Below are 17,815 nucleotides of genomic sequence, written 5' to 3'. Positions count from 1 at the left end.
ATGGAGAGTATCATTGACATACTGCACAAGGGAGGATACTCTTGTGTTATGAAGAACCGGGAGGAAGTCCGTACTTTCACCCAACGGGGAGTAGCGGATTTGTATGATTTGTACCAGGCAGATTCTGCATTTATGAAGGGGGCTGCCATTGCCGATAAGGTTATAGGGAAAGGTGCCGCTGCTTTGATGGTACTGGGAGGCTTTAAAACGGTCTATGCCGATATAATCAGCACTCCTGCGCTGGCATTGCTGTGCGAAGCAGGAATTGAAACGACTTTTGCCCAAGAGGTTCCCCATATCATTAACCGTGACAAGACCGGCTGGTGCCCGTTGGAGACGGCTTGCATGGAGCTGAATACGGTAGAGGAGATGTATCCGGTGATTCAGAATTTTATATCAAGAATCAGGGCAAAATAGCAACAGCCTGCTCTCTTTCCCTGATTACCTGATGCCTTTCTCTTCCAGCATCTTGAAGTCTTCCTTGAGCATACCGACATCATCCAGTGTGCGGGCTTCATTGTGGTCGTTCAGATAGACTCTGGGTCTTTCGATAAACAGAGCGCTGGTGACAGATAAAGAGTCATTCCGGTATGGGGTCTCCACTCCACCTATTTCCAGCATTGTCTGGAAGAATGAGGCACTGGAAGATACATTCTTCTGCCTATTGGCTTGTGCGGCCTCCAATAACGATGGGTATCTCTGCCGGTAGTTTTCGGACATCCAAATAAAGAATGGCACATGTATCTGATAATAGGAAGGTACCGGTGAAGCATGCAGAAAGAGATGCCGGTTGTCATCGAAAATATCTTCTCCATGGTCTGAAGTGTATATCAGGGCAGAATTGACATGTTGTTCTTGAAGCATATCTATCAGACGAACCAGAAAATTATCCGTGTAGCGGATAGAATTGTCATAGGCATTGATCAGGTTGTCTTTGTATTTCACTTCCGCATCAACGGGCATGTCCGGCAGGAAGAAAGCCTGCTCTGCCGGATAGCGCTCTTTATAATTAAAATGAGAACCGTAAGTGTGGAGAACTATAAATTGTCTGGAAACTCCTTTGCCCAGTTCTTTTGCTACCAGTTTCAACAGTTCGTCATCAGAGGGGTTGTAATTGGAATCCCCCACATCTTCTTTAATGAAATCATACGTGTCGGCTTCTTTGCCGAAGAAGTCTATAAATGAGTGGTTATAGCGCTGGTTCGAGAAAAAGGCGGTCTGGTAACCGGCTTCCTTGAATGCTGTGATAATCCCTTTTTGATAATAGATGGAATCAAAACTGGAAGCACTGACCGGTGACAGCAACATCGGAACACTCTTGTGGGTAGTGTTTGATTCTGTCAGCACATGGCTGAAAGCTGTCAGTCCGCCAATGCCCGACAGTCCCGGGTTAGTCTCCCGTTCGTAGCCGTACAAAGCCCAGTTGCATGCCCGTGAGGTTTCTCCCACCACCATTACATATACTTCCCTTTCATCAGCCTGATGAGTACTTCTAGCATGAAAGGTAAAATCTTTAGAGGTCTTGTGATAATTCCGCGTCTGGGCCGTCCGTTGAAAAGCAAGTGCTATGTTGTAGCATACGTTGGCAGGATACAGTTCGGATTTCGGCTCATACCGGTTATCTGTCAAATAAGCAGTGCCTAAGGATAATATTCCGGCAGACAACACATACAGAGTGCGACGGCGAGCTTGCCGGATGAATGCTTCGGACAGTCTGCGTTTGTGTACAATGGATATGGTTGCCAGAATTAATGCAGGTATATAGAGCACTACCACAATAACGATGGCAGGTATCAGATTGTCCAGCAGTTCCAGCGCCTCGCTCGAATTGGTTGTCACCAGATTCAGAAACATATCCACTGCGATAATGGACTGACCGAAAAGATACAGCAATACAAGCTGGAAGGCTCCGAAGAAGATGAACGGAAATAGCAGCCAGAATGTCCTGCCACAGTTTCTCGACCAAGCCATTACAGCATAATATATAGAAAGGGGTAGCAGGATATTACATATCTTTGCCGTCCATGATATGGGTTCTGTAAAGCATAGCACTACATTGGGCACTATCAGAATGACCAGAAACAGATAGAACAAATGTTCCTGATTGTCGAACCATTTTTTTATGTCTCTAAAAAGCTTCATTGATATTGAATATAAATCCGGTCTGGTGTTTGCCAAAACCTAAATCCAAACGTACGTTTACTCTCTTTTTGAACTCCCAGCGGTAGCCGAAACCATAATTAGGAAGAATATGCCTGGCCTCCAATTCCGAGAAATTCGGGAATATGGTTCCCGCCCCTACCCATACGGCAACTCCATTTCGCTTCCATACATGTTGGCGTAGTTCCAGCTGGACATCCATTGCACACTTGTCACGGTAGCGCCCCTCATAATAGCCACGCATAGAATAGGAACTTCCCAATGTTGCCATCAGTCCCCAGGGCGGATTTCCGTAGTTCAGCAGAGTATGGAACTGGCCTGCCAACACCCCACCCTTCCACACGGACTGGTAATAGCTGGTCGTCAGTTCCGTATTGCTGAATGCATATTTATTTCCCAAAAAGGCCGGACTGAAGTGCTGGTCTATCCGTAGGTAATATCCTTTATAGGCATTTGTCAGAAAATCGCGTGAATCATACAACAAGGAAAACCCCAAGCTCACGTTGGTGCTACGCGCTTTCATTCCTTTCCATAATTCCGGTTTTTCAAAGTCATGTCCATACACGTAATCAAATGTTGTCATCGGACCGATATAAAAGTTACGTGCCATCCGGAACATGAAGTCCACCTTAACCTGCGCCTGAAAGCGATCGTATTCACTCTCATTGTCATCATTGGCTCCATTGTCATATCCTTGTCCCCAGTAAAGGCTTGGGAAAGAATAGAAATACAGATTGTAGTTCAACCGGTATTTGTCTTGGGGAAACAGATGGTTTCCACGTACTCCCAGCAAATAGAATCCCACTGTGGAGACATCCCCATACAGAGAGACATTGGACGGAGGGAGAATACTATCGTTCCGGTCGGTACGGTAGAGTCCTGCCGCCACCAGTCCGATTCCAAATTTGGTGTCACTGGAATAATGAGGCCCGCCTATAATGCTGAAATCAAATTTCTTGTTTTTCTTTTCTTTGTTGGCATCGTTGAAGTAATTCAAAATTTTTCCGAAAAAACTGCGTTTCTTGGGAAGCGAGTCTATCGGATACGTAGAAATTGAGTCCACAGAGTTTTTTGCTTCTGCAAGGTGTGTTTGTGCATGAACAGCCGTTTCTGTAATCAGCATCAATATTGGTAATATCCATTTTGTCAATTTAGTGTCCATTTACTTGTAGAAAACTTCCGTGGCAAAGTTAGTTTTTATGTTCTTCATTACAACAATGTTACTGTTCTTTTTGTTTCCAATTTTTCTCTTTTAATGTTCATTTCTACATTGCATGTGGGGTTCACTCTTTTTAACTACATCATTTATAGAACTTTCCTCGATTTATACTGTTATTTTAATATTACAAAGAACAACATGATATTGAATTATGAAAACAGCAATGGACATTCCCGATAAAGAGGGACAGAAACGACTGGTAATCGTAGGCGGCGGCTTTGGCGGATTAAAGCTGGCACGAAAATTGAAAAGCAACAAGTTTCAGATAGTTTTACTGGATAAGAATAACCATCACATCTTCCAACCGTTACTCTATCAAGTGGCCACAGCAGGTATTGAACCGAGTGCCATATCATTCCCATACCGAAAAATCTTCAAAAAAAGAGAGCATTTCCATATACGTATTTGTGAAGCACAGCAAGTCTTCCCGGAACACAATCTGCTGGAGACTTCCATCGGCACGCTGGCATACGACTATTTGGTCATTGCCACCGGCTGCAACACAAATTATTTTGGAAACGACGGGCTGGAAAAACAGACCATGGCACTAAAGAATACTTCGGAAGCCTTGTTCAACCGAAACCAGATATTGGATAGTTTTGAACAAGCCCAGAACACCGGTAATAAAGAAGAGCGCAGGCGTCTGATGACCTTTGCCATTGTAGGCGGTGGAGCTACGGGAATAGAGTTGGCTGGTGCTTTGGCCGAGATGAGGAAGTTTGTCCTTCCTCAAGACTATCCGGACTTGAATATCAATGAGATGCGTATCATCTTGTTGGATGGCTCTTCCCGGCTCTTGTCTGCTTTTTCAGAAGAGTCTTCCAAAGAAGTGGCCGATTATCTGAAGAAGCGTGATGTGGAAATCAAATTGAACCAACGGGTGATGGGATACGAGAATTATCAATTGGCATTGAATGACGGGACTGCCATCGATACCAAAAATGTATTCTGGGTGGCCGGTGTCAAGGCAAACAGCCTTCAAGGATTGCCTGCCGATGCCTATGGACCGGGAAACCGCTTGAAGGTGGACACTTATAACCGTCTTTCTCAATATCCCAATATTTTCGCTATCGGGGATACGGCCCTTATGATTTCTGAGGAGTATCCCAAAGGACACCCGCAAGTGGTGCAACCAGCCATCCAGCAGGCCCGCAACTTGATAAGGAACTTGCAGCGTGCAGAAACAGGCCTGCCGTTGCAGCCGTTTATATATCAAAACAAAGGCTCCATGGCGACCATTGGCCGCAATCATGCCGTAGTCGAGCTTAAGAAACTGCGTTTTGGCGGTTTTCCGGCATGGGCTGTGTGGCTATTCATCCATTTGATGAGTATTGTGGGTGTAAAGAACCGTCTTTTCATCTTCGTAGACTGGATGTGGAGTTACTTTACCTATGACCCGTCTTTACGGATTATCATCAAACCGTTGAAACGGGAGTAAACTTTTATTGAGTAATATTTGTTATAGTTCATATACGAACTTAAAAACGAATGAATATGTTAAAACGACTTTTATTTCCTGTCAAACCGGACGGAACGGCAACATCTGCTATGCTATTGATTGCAAGAATTGTATTCGGTATATTATTAATGAACCACGGCATCCAGAAGTGGACTAACTTTCAAGAGCTGTCGGCCGTTTTCCCTGACCCGCTGGGTGTAGGCAGTCCGCTGTCTTTAGGACTGGCTATCTTTGGTGAATTGGCATGTTCCATGGCATTCATTATAGGTTTTCTCTATCGTTTGGCTATGATACCAATGGTGTTTACAATGGCTGTTGCCTTTTTTGTAATTCATGGTAATGACCCGTTTGCCACGAAAGAGTTGGCTTTTGTATATCTGGTAGTGTTCATATTGATGTATATCATAGGTCCGGGCAAGTTTGCCGTTGACCGCTGGATAAGAAAAGCTCTTTTCCAAAAGGCTCGTAAATAGACACTTCCGTTTTACTGAAAACAGATTTTAAGCTCAAATAGGATGTATTTTCGTAAAAAATCCTATATTTGCGGATGCTTAAAATAACTCGATGAGCTATAAAGCTAATTAAACACAGTAAAATAAAAAAGAGTGATTATGAAAAAGTTCAATTTGAAGATGGCTGCGACCGTAATGATTTGCGGCTCGTTTCTTTTCAGTTCTTGTATCGGTTCTTTTGGACTGCATAGTAAACTGGTCAGCTGGAATCAAGGTATTGGTACCAAGTTTGTAAACGAACTGGTTTATCTGGCATTCAATATTATCCCGGTATATGGCGTTTGCTATCTGGCCGATGCATTGGTCATCAACTCCATCGAATTCTGGAGTGGTTCAAACCCTATGGCCAGCATTGGTGATGTAAAGAAAGTGAAAGGCGAAAACGGTGACTACCTGGTAGAGACACTTGAAAACGGCTATTCTATCACCAAAGAAGGTGAGACTGCTTCTATGGAACTCATTTACAACAAAGAGTTGAATACTTGGAATGTTGTTGCCGATGGTGTCAGCACAGAATTGCTGCAAATGAACAATGACGGCACTGCACAAATGACCCTTCCGAACGGTGAGGAAATGACAGTGACGCTGGATGCCCAAGGTGTGGCAGCAGCACGTCAGGCGACGATGATTGACAGCTATTACGCTTTTAATTAAAAGTTGAAAATGGAAAGGTGAAAGTTGAAAATGGCTGGGTGCATAGATGCCCAATAACCATTTTCACCTTTCCACTTCCCATTAGAACGGATATCCCACAGCAAAGTGGAAGGCAAAATCGCGGCTGAATTTAGGATGGATAATGGGATAACGGTCTTTTTTCTTCTCATACGCCGGATTGACGGCCTTCATACCCCCGTCGAAACGCAATACAAAGAAATCCAAGTCAAGACGCAATCCTAAACCATATGCCACGGCAATCTGTTTATAGAACTTGTCAAATTCAAACTGACCTCCCGGCTGGTCTTTATAATCCCGTATTGTCCAGATATTCCCGGCATCTACAAAGAGGGCTCCTCTGAATTTCCAGAACAACCGTGTGCGGTATTCAATGCTGGCATCCAGCTTGATGTCTCCCGACTGGTTCATGAAGTTATTATCGCCGGGGAAAGAACCGGGCCCCAAATCACGTACAGACCATCCGCGCACACTGTTGGCGCCACCGGAGAAGTAGCGTTTCTCAAATGGAAGCATTGTTGCATTGCCATATGGAATGGCGATACCGGCACCAAAATGAAATGCCAATGAATTGCGGTTGTCAATGACCAGATTCTTGGCAAAGTCAAAATCGCCTTTCAGGTATTGGGCAAAAGGAATGTTCAACAAAGTGTATTCCCCCGATGCATTCTTCTTCATTCCTCCGAGCTTTGCCACAGCATACAACAAGTTACCCGCCGATTCAAAATTGAGGCGGATGGTATAGGAATTTCCGATACCGGAGTTATTCATCAATGCTCTTCCGGCACTGTTGTAGATATAGCTATAGCCGGTGCGGACAATAAAGCGGTCTTCATAATTGTATTTGAGGATGTAGTTCTCGTCTTTCTCCAGATAATCCTCTTTGAATGTCTGGTCTATGCTGGGCATATACAGATAGTTGATGTCCAGCAAATCAATGCGATGCTGCGAACGCTGTTGTTGTACCCCCCATTTGTAGCTCCATCCGGCAGATGCTACAATGCGCGTGAATTCGGGTCTCATCTGGTAGTTATATTGCAATCCGAATTCTGTAGTAGCCCTTATCCTCCGCTTGAAATCGCTGGATACAAAGGGAAACATAAACCGTGGGAAGTTGATGGTTGCTTCCGCACCTAATTCTATGTAGTCTTGATTCAAGGAGCTCTGCAAACCGGACACAGCCTCGTATGCCCCACGTAGTTTGAACATGAATGTTTCGGAACCTTTGAACATGTTGCGGTGCTGAAAAGCCACCGAAGCGGCAGCTCCCAGGTCGCCGGCAGAGTTTGTGCCTTCCACTTCAAAGGATACGGACTGATGCTTGCCTCTGGTCAGCATCACATAGGCGTTGAGCTTTGCACTGTCACTCTGCTGCACTTCGAAAAAACGGATATTGGTATATTTCAGGGCTTGCAGGCGTCCGTAGTTGGAGTAGGTACGCTGCACGTTCTGCTCGTTGTAGAGAGTTCCCGGAATGATGCGCAGATTGTTGGTCAGCACTTTGGGACGCAGATAAAGCTTGTCTTTGTAGTAGATGGGGAATCCTTTGTAATGCAATGAATCATTCACCTCAATGCTGTTCAAGGCAGATGCCTGCAACACATTATAGTCGGTAATGAAACTCACTTTATTGATAGTGTATTGCCGGTGATTCTGCGGTGTATCCTCGTTGTGCTGCCTGTATGGAGCCAAGTGCAACGTCAAATCTACCAGATAAGAATTACGGACGGTATCTGCGGTATAGGATATGTACTCTTTGTTGAACTTGTAATATCCATTCTGAAGCAGTTTGTTTGTGATACGCTGGCGTTCTGCATCCAGTACATTGACATCAAAATACATGCCTTCGGACAATAGGGTTACTGCGGAATCCTGCCGCATGTATTCCTTTATTTTACTGTCCCGGATATCATATTTCAAGGTACGCACTTTATAGGGCTTGCCGGTCGTCACCTTATAGACCAACTTCATCTTTTTCTTCTTGACTTGGCGTACCGGTTCCACCAGGGCGCCCATATAGCCCATATTCTGCACAGCCTTAGTGATTTCTTCCCTGGTCCGGTTGGTTTCCTCCTCACTGTATATGACCGGGGCATCACCTAATTTCCTCAATGTACGGTTTATCCAGCGTGTAGAGTCCCGTCCGGACCAGTTGTAGACATACAACTGGGTCTTTATCAAGCTGAACCACTTCGCATTGGGATTCTGGCGGATGTACATGGAGAGATTGGATGGTTTTACTTCCTTATTATCAGTATGTATGCGCACTTCATCCAGCAAATACGAGCCGTCCGGCACATATTTGGTAGAAGAACAGGAAGCCAACAAAAGTACGATAGTAGTAAGTATCGCGTAGCGGAAACCTTTATTCATACCGAGTCATTAATTGCGCATAAACAGCTACAAATATACTTGTATTTTTTTGTTCCCGAAATAAAAAACGCCGGAAGAGTGCAGAGTTTTTGATTATATTGAAATAATCACGTATTTTTGTCAAATGATAACATGTGTGTCCTATGGCATTAAGTAAAAATCGCATTAAATATATCCACTCGTTGGAGCAGAAAAAGAACCGGAAGGCCGACAAGGTATTTCTGGCAGAAGGACCTAAACTCGTAGGGGATTTGTTGGGACATTTTCCTTGTCAGTTCTTGCTGGCAACTTCAGAATGGCTTTCCCGGAACCGCCCTCTCTCCACCGTAACAGATGTCACGGAAGTATCGGAGGAGGAACTTTCGCGTGCCAGCCTGCTGAAAACTCCCCAACAAGTGCTGGCTGTGTTCCGGCAGCCGGATGAGGAGACGGATATTTCCGTCATCAGCCACTCCCTCTGTCTGGCTTTGGATGATGTGCAAGACCCCGGTAACCTGGGAACGATTGTCCGCCTTGCTGATTGGTTTGGGATAGAGCATATTTTCTGTTCGCCCAACACGGTGGATATCTATAATCCCAAAACTGTGCAGGCCACGATGGGAGGTATCGCACGCGTCAGACTGCATTATACTCCCCTACCCGAGTTCATCCGCTCACTGAAGGATATTCCCGTTTACGGCACTTTCCTGGACGGAGAGAATATGTACGGACAACCGCTCTCGAAAAATGGGCTGATTGTGATGGGTAATGAAGGAAATGGCATCGGAAAAGAAGTGGAGGCACTCATCAACCGCAAACTATACATACCGAATTATCCCGCCAGCCGTGAGACCTCGGAGTCATTGAACGTGGCTATTGCCACAGCAGTAGTTTGCGCTGAGTTCCGGCGCCAGGCTGCATTGTAGTAAAATCAAAAGGAAAAAACAACCAGGGAATCAAATAAGGCAATTCTTCCTCGATAAGCGGAGGGATTGCCGTCAGTATATTGCAGCACGTATCAAAATGAGGATAGTCTGTTTCCGCCTCCGTAAGCAAAGCTATGACTCCCGGTAGCCATTCCGTATTCTCCACCTCTTCTGTCAATGGGAAGATACGTGATACACATTGTCCTTCACCTATCTCCACCACATATTGTTTCAGATAGCCATGCCCGGGAAGAAACAGAAAATGGGAAGCGTAGCGTTTCATGCTTTCGGACGGGGACGTATGGTTCTGGGAGTCGTGGTATTTTCCTGCTCCTGAATTTCCAGAGGTTTCAATTTCTCAGGTTTTCCGATACTGTCTTTGCGAAGGGAGTCTGTCGCCTGCTGAAGGCTGTCCTTTGGGGCAATGACCAAGCTGTCCGTGGCGTGATAGCGCATCAATGAGATACGGTCTGCCAGCAAAGGCTGTGGAGTCTCCTGCTGCGGATAATAGATGAACCCGCGTATTTCCTTGATTTCTCCTAAAGTATCGGCAAACAAGGTGAGCGTTTCCACACCTGTGTCTTGTACTTTCCGAATGGCACTGATGACACTGTCATTCTTTTCGTAAAGAATCTGCATCGCCATCAACGGAGCATGTATGCTGTCCGGTGCACCGTTGTGGAAACGGAAGCGCACGCTCCAGCGCAGCGTGTCACGGTCGTGGAAATTGGTGTCTGATGGCAACGTAAACGTTATCTTGTTGTCCAGGGGCATACCCGTCAACTGATAGATATGCTGCCATATCCACACGTCGATACTGTCTCCGGGAAGTGATTCTTTCGGCTTGTTGTCACGCAGGGCAATCAAGTGGTTGATACCGTCTCTCTCGGCTTTCAACCGTACATTCACTTTCTCGTAGATTTTGGTAAGTACTTCCGGGTTACGGGCAAACCAGACCATAGAAGAGTCAAAATCGGCCTGAGTAATGCCATATTTCTTGAAAACCGATTCAATGTATAGCACCCGCTTATAACTTTCGTTATACGGCACTTCTTCACCCATAGCTTTGGCTATGTGATAATCATAAAGTACGTTTTCCATCTTGGCATCCGGAAGGACGGTTTCAGGTCTTTTCACCTTACAAGCCGTCAGACTGAACGCCAGAAGGACCACGCTACACCATTGAATTCGATTTATTCCTTTCATTTATAATTTATTCCTCTAACATTAGTTAAGGATATAACTATTTCTTATTTTTCTTTATTTTGCCAATAATATATACAGTAATCCCTATCAAAATTAGAATGCAACCTTGCATTAACATGTCTACAAATAACTTGATATCATTAAATATATAACCAATGAGCCAACCTAATGCGATACAAGTAATGCCAATTTTTATTCCGTTCTTTCCGATTTTCGTTAAATTAGGAGTTACAGTATGAAAAACTTCATTCAAATATTTGCTATAGAATAACAATAGTGAGATAATACCACAACTTATTGCTGCATCAGCAAAGTTAAAAATCGGACTAAAGAAAATAAAATGCTGTCCACCGATAAATGGTAGCCACTGGGGCCAGTTAGTATCAATGATAGGGAAATAAAACATATCTACTACCTTACCATAAAATAAGGAAGCATACCCTCCTCCTTCAGGTAGAAAAGAGGCTATCTGGGAATGAGTACTTTCATTAAACAGTACACCATAAAATACACTATCAATTATATTTCCTAATGCTCCAGTAAGGATAAGTGATATACAGATTATAAATCCAGTTTTAACACCTTGTTTTACAAATTTATATAAGAACCATCCTATGATTGTTACAGCAACAATACGAAATGACGTCAAAAACAGCTTTCCTAATATTTCCATACCGAAAGCCATACCATTATTTTCTGTAAAGTATATATAAAACCAATCTGTGACACGTATACTTTCGTGCCAATACATATGTGTTTTTATCCATACTTTTATTATCTGGTCGATAATTAATACCGAAAAAATAACAAGTAACGCAATTCGACTTTTGGTGAAAAAATTACCCATTTCTATTTCTTGCCGTTATTTTTAGCTTCTATGCTTAAGGTAGCATGGGGCACAGCACGTAAGCGTTCTGCCGGAATCAACTTACCAGTTTCACGACAAATACCGTATGTTTTGTTTTCAATACGTACTAAAGCAGCTTGTAATCCTTGGATGAACTTTAGTTGACGCTGTGCTAAACGTGTTGTTTCTTCCTTAGACAAAGTATTAGCGCCCTCCTCCAACACTTTATAAGTAGGAGATGTATCGTCGGTATCGTTACCATCTGCACCTGTTAGGCTGGCCTTTAATAGTTCATAGTCACGTTGTGCCAATTCCAACTTTTCTAAAATGATAGCACGGAATTCTTCCAATTCTGCATCTGAGTATCTTGTCTTTTCTGCCATAACTTTACATGTTTAATTAATTATTCTTTAACAATGCTCACATGGAGTTTGAAGTTTTCAAACTCTATTTCGGTACCATTTTCAATAAAATCCTTAAGTTCTAGAGAAGTCCCCAAAACTTGGTTACAAATATAGTCTTTATTATTAATTACTGCACTATCTGTTTGTGGATTTTTAGATAGTGTTATTTTTATTTTATCAGTAATTTCAAGACCACTTGATTTACGTATATTTTGGATACGATTTACTAATTCACGAGCAATACCTTCAAATCGAAGTTCTTCCGTTATCTCAATATCTAAACCTACTGTTAGATTACCATTCGTCATTGTCAACATGCCAGGAGCGTCTTCTGTTAATATTTCCACATCACTAAGTTCTATAACAGCAACTGTATCATTTATTTTCAAAGAGTATTTCCTTTCTGATTCGAATTTTAATATTTCTTCTTGAGAAAGTTCTTCTACAGCTATAGCTATGGACTTCATCAGTTTGCCAAACTTGGGCCCCATCTTTTTATAATCACATTTGACGCGTTTTATAATCATCCCAATAGTATTACTACTCATTAATGTTAAGGATTTAACATTAACTTCAGCCTCTATTAAATGCTTTACTGCGTTAAGACGTCTTTCCATATCCTCATTTGTGATAGGTATCCATGCTGTGTATAATGGCTGACGAACCTTAATATCTGCTTTGCGGCGCAATGCCAATACCATGGAAGTGACGTCTTGCGCCATCTGCATACGGGCTTCCAGTTCCTTGTCTATCATTTCCTCCTTATACTCGGGGAACTTGGCAAGGTGTACGGAAACGACGTTGTCGCGTCCGGTAACTTCGGTCAGGTCGGAATAGAGCATATCAGCATAGAACGGAGCGATGGGTGCCATCAGCTTAGCCACGGTTTCGAGGCATGTATAGAGTGTCTGGAATGCAGAGAGCTTGTCCTGCGTCATACCACCGCCCCAGAAACGTTTGCGGTTCAGGCGGACATACCAGTTGGAGAGGTTGTCATTCACGAATTCGGAAATGAGACGTCCCGCCTTTGTGGGTTCGTATTCATTGTAGCAGGTATCCACGTTCTTCACCAGCGTATTCAGCACGGAGAGAATCCAGCGGTCTATCTCGGGACGTTCCGTCATGGGCACGTCGGCTTCCTTGTATTCAAATTCGTCCACATTGGCATAGAGGGCGAAGAATGAATAGGTGTTATAGAGTGTTCCGAAGAACTTGCGGCGCACCTCTTCCACGCCATCCACGTCGAACTTGAGGTTGTCCCACGGAGAGGAGTTGGTAATCATGTACCAGCGCAACGGGTCGGAACCGTATTTCTCGATGGTCGAGAAGGGGTCTACGGCATTGCCCAAGCGCTTGGACATCTTGTTTCCGTTCTTGTCGAGCACCAGACCATTGGAGATGACGGCTTTGTAGGCGGTGCTGTCGAACACCATCGTGGCGATGGCGTGCAACGTGAAGAACCAACCGCGTGTCTGATCCACCCCTTCGGCGATGAAATCGGCAGGATATACCTGGTGGCTATCCAGCAGTTCCTTATTCTCGAACGGATAGTGTATTTGTGCATAAGGCATGGCACCGGAATCGAACCAAACGTCAATCAAGTCCGTTTCGCGTTTCATCGGCTTGCCGTCTTTGGAAACAAGGATGACATCGTCCACGTAAGGACGGTGCAGGTCTATCTTGTCGTAATTCTCTTCGGTGTATACGCCCGGCTGGAAGCCTTTGTCCTTGTAGGGGTTGGACTGCATCAGGCCGGCAGCCACGGATTTCTCTATTTCGTTGTAGAGCTCTTCTACAGACTCGATACATTTTTCCTCGCTATTGTCCTCCGTGCGCCAGATGGGCAGCGGAGTACCCCAATAGCGCGAACGGCTGAGGTTCCAGTCATTCAGGTTTTCCAGCCACTTGCCAAAACGTCCCGTACCGGTGCTTTCCGGCTTCCAGTTGATGGTCTTGTTCAACTCTATCATACGTTCCTTGCAAGCAGTGCTGCGGATGAACCAGCTATCCAGCGGATAGTACAATACGGGTTTGTCCGTACGCCAGCAGTGCGGATAGTTGTGTACATGCTTTTCTATCTTGAATGCCTGGCGGGCGGCTTTCATCATCATGCAGATTTCAATATCCAGCGATTCGGCAGCTTGTGCGGCTTGTTCGTCGTACTTGCCGTCTACAGTGAATTGGGGGTCGTAGGCATTCTTCACCCACTTGCCCTGATAGTCCTTATAGAGGTCCACGTTGACACATGCCTTTACGAAATCCTCATCCAGTTCATCTATCAGATAGAACTTACCGGTGAGATCCACCATCGGGCGGGTTTCACCTTTCTTGTTTATCATGAACAGGGAAGGTATGCCTGCAGCACGGGCCACAAAGGCATCGTCCGCACCAAAGGTCGGGGCGATGTGTACGATACCCGTACCGTCTTCGGTCGTCACATAATCACCCGCGATTACGCGGAAACCTTTGTCGCTGGCAGTCCAACTGCCGTCTTCGGCCACGTCTATCGGCTTCACCCACGGGATGAGCTGTTCGTACTCCATGCCTATCAGGTCCGGGCCTTTATATTCGCCCACCACCTTGAACGGTATCAGCTTATCACCCGGCTTATAGTCCTCTAATGCAATGCCTTCCGCTTTTTTGTTGAAGTGGGTATAGAGCAGCGCCTTTGCCAGGACGACGGTCATTTTCTCGCCGCTATAGCCGTTGTAGGTCTGCACGGCAACGTAGTCTATCTTAGGCCCTACACAGAGCGCGGTATTGCTGGGCAATGTCCACGGAGTGGTAGTCCATGCCAGGAAGTAGGGAGTCCCCCACTCTGCCATTTCCGGCTTCGGGTTCTTTATCCTGAACTGCCCCACCACGGTCGTGTCTTTCACGTCGCGGTAGCATCCGGGCTGGTTCAGCTCGTGCGAGCTGAGTCCCGTACCGGCAGCGGGAGAATACGGCTGTATGGTATATCCTTTATAAAGCAGTCCTTTCTTGTAGAGTTGCTTCAACAGCCACCACAAGGTTTCGATGTAGCGGTTGTCGTAAGTGATGTAGGGGTTCTTCATGTCCACCCAGTAGCCCATCTTGTGAGTCAGGTCTTCCCACTCTTTGGTGAACTTCATGACGTCCTTGCGGCAGGCGGCGTTGTATTCTGCCACTGAAATGGTCTTGCCAATATCCTCTTTGGTGATGCCGAGCGCCTTTTCCACACCCAGTTCCACGGGAAGCCCATGAGTGTCCCATCCGGCCTTGCGCTTTACCTGAAATCCCTTCATTGTCTTGTAACGACAGAAAATGTCCTTAATGGAGCGAGCCATTACGTGGTGAATGCCCGGCATACCATTGGCCGAGGGAGGTCCTTCGAAAAATACGAAAGAAGGACAACCTTCACGTTCTGTCATACTCTTGGCGAAAACCTGGTTTTCGTCCCATTTCTCCAACACTTTCCCGTTCACATCGGAAAGGTCAAGCTTCGAATATTCGGCAAACTTCTTACCCATCTTGATATTTACTATTTGACAATTTACGATTGAAGATACTCTTGACTGGCATATTTCTTGATACGTCAAAAGCCATCTTCTCTATTTTAAGGGTGCAAATTTACAAAAAACTTAGATACAAGAGACTTTTTAGGTGGAAAAAGCTAGCTAAGTGCGATAAAATGTTTTATTTGGCGTCAGTTCAATGGATGTGGGGGGAATATTCGTTTGATATGACCTTTCTAAAAATCCCCAGAATCCACGGGTTCCCTAAGCAAAAAACGGCAAAAAACGTAAATTTAGCTCAAACAAGCGGCCTAAAAACTACGTTGAAAACTGCAAATGAGAGGGCTGCTTTGCTGAGTTCAACAAACGGCATGTAGAATTCTGCGAATGTCATTGCCGCAATCAGCAATAATCGTGTTGAGAACAGCATGGGAAAGAATAATAAAGTATTATATTAAAAGAAATAATAAAAGTATCAGCGACGGTTGACAATCAACTGCCGCTGCTGCCATGAGTATAATATAACGTGAATTCGTTGAGGTAATGGTTCACCACTCCGAAGCAATCCAATGTCTCGTCGAAGGAGAGGAAGTAATACATCAGGTTTTCAGGCATTTTCTTTCCGGTCAAGACTTCGTCCACATAATGCCATTGTTTTGTTTTTTTAGAGTAAAATCGTGTAAAGATACGGATAAGTAATGGAATTACCATCCGAAATGCCACACTTCATCGTCCCGAATGCCACACTTCGGCAACTGAAATGCCACACTTCGTTGTCCGGAACCCGTGGCATTCGGAACGCTAACCTATGGCATTCGGGACGATGAAGTGTGGCATCCGGAAGAGGGTCATTTTTTCATTTTCACCTCATACAGATCGCTTCTCCGGTCTTTCAAGTTGCGTACACTGCCGTAGGTATGCAGTTCATTCAGCAAGTCCAGATCCACATCCGACACAAGAATCATTTCGGTATTCGGAGTGGCTTCCGCACGCTTGCCGTCTGTGGGGAAAGCGAAGTCGCAGGGAGTGAACACACCGGACTGGGCATACTGGATGTCCATGTTGTGCACGCGGGGAAGATTGCCTACACTGCCGGCTATCACTACAAAGCACTCGTTTTCGATGGCACGAGCATGGGCGCACACCTTTACGCGGCTGTAAGCATTCTGCGTATCGGTAAGGAAAGGAACAAAGAGTATCTGCATGCCTTGGTCCGCCATGATGCGGCTCAGTTCGGGGAACTCTACATCGTAGCATATCAGCACGCCTATCTTAGCACAGTCCGTATCGAAAGTTTGGATGGACTTGCCTCCGCTCAGTCCCCAGGACTTTATCTCGTCGGGAGTGACATGTATCTTTTCGTACATTTCATAACTTCCGTCACGTCGGCAGAGGAATCCTACGTTGTATAGCAGCCCGTCTTCCTTGATAAGCGGCATACTGCCCGTAATAATGTTGATGTTATAGCTGATGGCGAGCTTGACGAAACGCTCCTTGATTTCCTCGGTATAGGCCGCCAGCCCGCGGATAGCCTGCGACTCGCCCTCGTTGTTGAATTTTGCCATCAACGGTGCGTTGAAGTATTCGGGAAAAAGGACAAAGTCACTCTTGTAGTCGCTCACGGCATCCACAAAGAACTCCACTTGCTCAAAGAGGTCGTCCAGTGTCTTATAGGTACGCATCTGCCATTGCACCAGACCGACGCGGACGGTGGTTTTGGGGTTTACGAACTCTTGTGTGGGGGCTTGGTAATAGATATTGTCCCATTGCAGCAGGCAGGCGTAGTGCTTGGACTCCTCATCATTGGGAAGGTAGTTGCGCATCACCTTGCGCACGTGGAAGTCGTTAGAGAGCTGAAAGGTCAGCACCGGGTCGAAGATTTCCTTTTGCTTCACCTTATCTATGTACTCCTTGGGGCGGATTTGATCGGCATATTTGTAGTAGTTGGGGATACGTCCGCCAAACATGATTGCCTTCAAGTTCAATGTCTCGCAAAGTTCCTTGCGGTATTCATACATACGGCGTGCCAGACGCAGGCCACGGTATTGAGGATGGATAAAGACTTCGATGCCATAAAGTATGTTGCCTTTCGGATTGTGGGTGTTGAAAGTCTCCTTGCCCGTAACCTGGGCGTAAGTGTGGTCGTTCTTCACATCATCGTAGTTCACTATGATGGAAAGCGCACAGCCCACGATTTTCTCGTCAACCACCGTCACAATCTGCCCCTCGGGGAAGATGCGTATCAGTTTTTCTATTTGTTTGTGCGTCCAGAACACATCGCTTCCGTCTGAATAAACGCGCGTAAACGATTGTGCCAACTGGTCATAATCTTCAATCTGCAGATTACGTATCTGCACCTTATTGATTTTCATTGAATCCATAACTTTCTTGCTATTCCTGATTAAAAACAGTGCAAAGGTACGGTTTATCCTTACATGTTATCTTCCCCTCCGAAGATTTTTCTTTCCCATCTTGAACGGATAAGGGAAAAGATACGGAATTGATAACAAAAAGAGGAGGCATTCATCAGAGGGCACTGAAAAAGCCCTCCCTTCCTTTTTAAGAGAAAATATCTGCACATG

14 protein-coding genes and 1 pseudogene are annotated in these 17,815 nt (G+C 45.1%); 5 read left to right on the top strand and 10 right to left on the bottom strand.

What is annotated here, in order from left to right; all coding sequences use genetic code 11:
- Nucleotides 1–417, top strand: coding sequence for a DUF1893 domain-containing protein (locus DW039_RS08020; RefSeq protein ID WP_005825513.1), 417 nt, complete (start codon nucleotides 1–3; stop codon nucleotides 415–417).
- A 24-nt stretch (nucleotides 418–441) separates the two neighbouring features.
- On the opposite strand, the gene DW039_RS08015 is transcribed toward DW039_RS08020, so the two are convergent.
- Nucleotides 442–2,142, bottom strand: a complete 1,701-nt coding sequence (locus tag DW039_RS08015; RefSeq protein WP_044467692.1) for a lipid A phosphoethanolamine transferase — start codon at nucleotides 2,140–2,142, stop codon at nucleotides 442–444.
- The gene (locus DW039_RS08010; RefSeq protein WP_044467693.1) at nucleotides 2,129–3,322 is read right to left on the bottom strand and encodes a BamA/TamA family outer membrane protein; all 1,194 of its coding nucleotides are present in this window, start codon (nucleotides 3,320–3,322) and stop codon (nucleotides 2,129–2,131) included. The genes DW039_RS08015 and DW039_RS08010 overlap by 14 nt, the downstream gene beginning before the upstream one ends.
- A gap of 208 nt (nucleotides 3,323–3,530) precedes the next feature.
- Here DW039_RS08010 and DW039_RS08005 point away from each other — a divergent pair, with 208 nt between their 5' ends.
- The 3 genes from DW039_RS08005 to DW039_RS07995 all read left to right on the top strand — a co-directional run bounded on the left by DW039_RS08005 (nucleotide 3,531) and on the right by DW039_RS07995 (nucleotide 6,004).
- Nucleotides 3,531–4,817 (top strand): NAD(P)/FAD-dependent oxidoreductase, encoded by a 1,287-nt coding sequence (locus DW039_RS08005; protein ID WP_008664590.1) that lies wholly within the window; start codon nucleotides 3,531–3,533, stop codon nucleotides 4,815–4,817.
- Between the two features lie 56 nt (nucleotides 4,818–4,873).
- Complete coding sequence (locus DW039_RS08000; protein ID WP_005837120.1) at nucleotides 4,874–5,311, top strand: DoxX family protein; 438 nt, start codon at nucleotides 4,874–4,876, stop codon at nucleotides 5,309–5,311.
- A gap of 138 nt (nucleotides 5,312–5,449) precedes the next feature.
- Nucleotides 5,450–6,004, top strand: coding sequence for a DUF3332 domain-containing protein (locus DW039_RS07995; RefSeq protein ID WP_005825518.1), 555 nt, complete (start codon nucleotides 5,450–5,452; stop codon nucleotides 6,002–6,004).
- 81 nt (nucleotides 6,005–6,085) lie between these two features.
- Here DW039_RS07995 and DW039_RS07990 read toward each other — a convergent pair whose 3' ends face one another.
- A complete protein-coding gene (locus tag DW039_RS07990; RefSeq protein WP_120381854.1) occupies nucleotides 6,086–8,395 on the bottom strand; it encodes a BamA/TamA family outer membrane protein in 2,310 nt (769 codons plus the stop codon).
- Between the two features lie 143 nt (nucleotides 8,396–8,538).
- Here DW039_RS07990 and DW039_RS07985 point away from each other — a divergent pair, with 143 nt between their 5' ends.
- Entirely contained in the window at nucleotides 8,539–9,300 is a 762-nt protein-coding gene (locus tag DW039_RS07985) for an RNA methyltransferase (RefSeq protein ID WP_008664596.1), read from the top strand.
- Here the strand turns inward: DW039_RS07985 and DW039_RS07980 are convergent.
- The 7 genes and pseudogenes from DW039_RS07980 to DW039_RS07945 all read right to left on the bottom strand — a co-directional run bounded on the left by DW039_RS07980 (nucleotide 9,248) and on the right by DW039_RS07945 (nucleotide 17,614).
- Nucleotides 9,248–9,583 carry a hypothetical protein gene (locus DW039_RS07980; protein ID WP_025835363.1) on the bottom strand — a complete coding sequence of 112 codons (336 nt, stop codon included), beginning with the start codon at nucleotides 9,581–9,583 and terminating at the stop codon, nucleotides 9,248–9,250. The genes DW039_RS07985 and DW039_RS07980 overlap by 53 nt on opposite strands.
- The gene (locus DW039_RS07975) at nucleotides 9,580–10,506 is read right to left on the bottom strand and encodes a DUF4296 domain-containing protein (protein ID WP_022402446.1); all 927 of its coding nucleotides are present in this window, start codon (nucleotides 10,504–10,506) and stop codon (nucleotides 9,580–9,582) included. Before DW039_RS07975 ends, DW039_RS07980 begins: the two co-directional genes overlap by 4 nt.
- Nucleotides 10,507–10,735: 229 nt before the next feature.
- A pseudogene (locus tag DW039_RS07970) lies at nucleotides 10,736–11,353 on the bottom strand (lipoprotein signal peptidase); the annotation flags it as partial.
- Nucleotides 11,354–11,355: 2 nt separating this feature from the next.
- Complete coding sequence (locus DW039_RS07965) at nucleotides 11,356–11,736, bottom strand: TraR/DksA C4-type zinc finger protein (RefSeq protein ID WP_005654117.1); 381 nt, start codon at nucleotides 11,734–11,736, stop codon at nucleotides 11,356–11,358.
- Nucleotides 11,737–11,756: 20 nt separating this feature from the next.
- Nucleotides 11,757–15,248, bottom strand: a complete 3,492-nt coding sequence (gene ileS, locus DW039_RS07960) for an isoleucine--tRNA ligase (protein ID WP_120381853.1) — start codon at nucleotides 15,246–15,248, stop codon at nucleotides 11,757–11,759.
- Between the two features lie 477 nt (nucleotides 15,249–15,725).
- Complete coding sequence (locus tag DW039_RS07950; RefSeq protein WP_165853106.1) at nucleotides 15,726–15,875, bottom strand: hypothetical protein; 150 nt, start codon at nucleotides 15,873–15,875, stop codon at nucleotides 15,726–15,728.
- Between the two features lie 206 nt (nucleotides 15,876–16,081).
- On the bottom strand, nucleotides 16,082–17,614 hold the full coding sequence (locus DW039_RS07945) for a carbon-nitrogen hydrolase family protein (RefSeq protein WP_120381850.1): 1,533 nt from the start codon (nucleotides 17,612–17,614) through the stop codon (nucleotides 16,082–16,084).
- Between the last annotated feature and the right edge of the window lie 201 nt (nucleotides 17,615–17,815).

The sequence above is a fragment of the Bacteroides sp. AF39-16AC genome, from assembly GCF_003602735.1.
Classification (GTDB): domain Bacteria; phylum Bacteroidota; class Bacteroidia; order Bacteroidales; family Bacteroidaceae; genus Bacteroides; species Bacteroides uniformis.
This window is presented reverse-complemented; position numbering and strand designations above follow the sequence as displayed.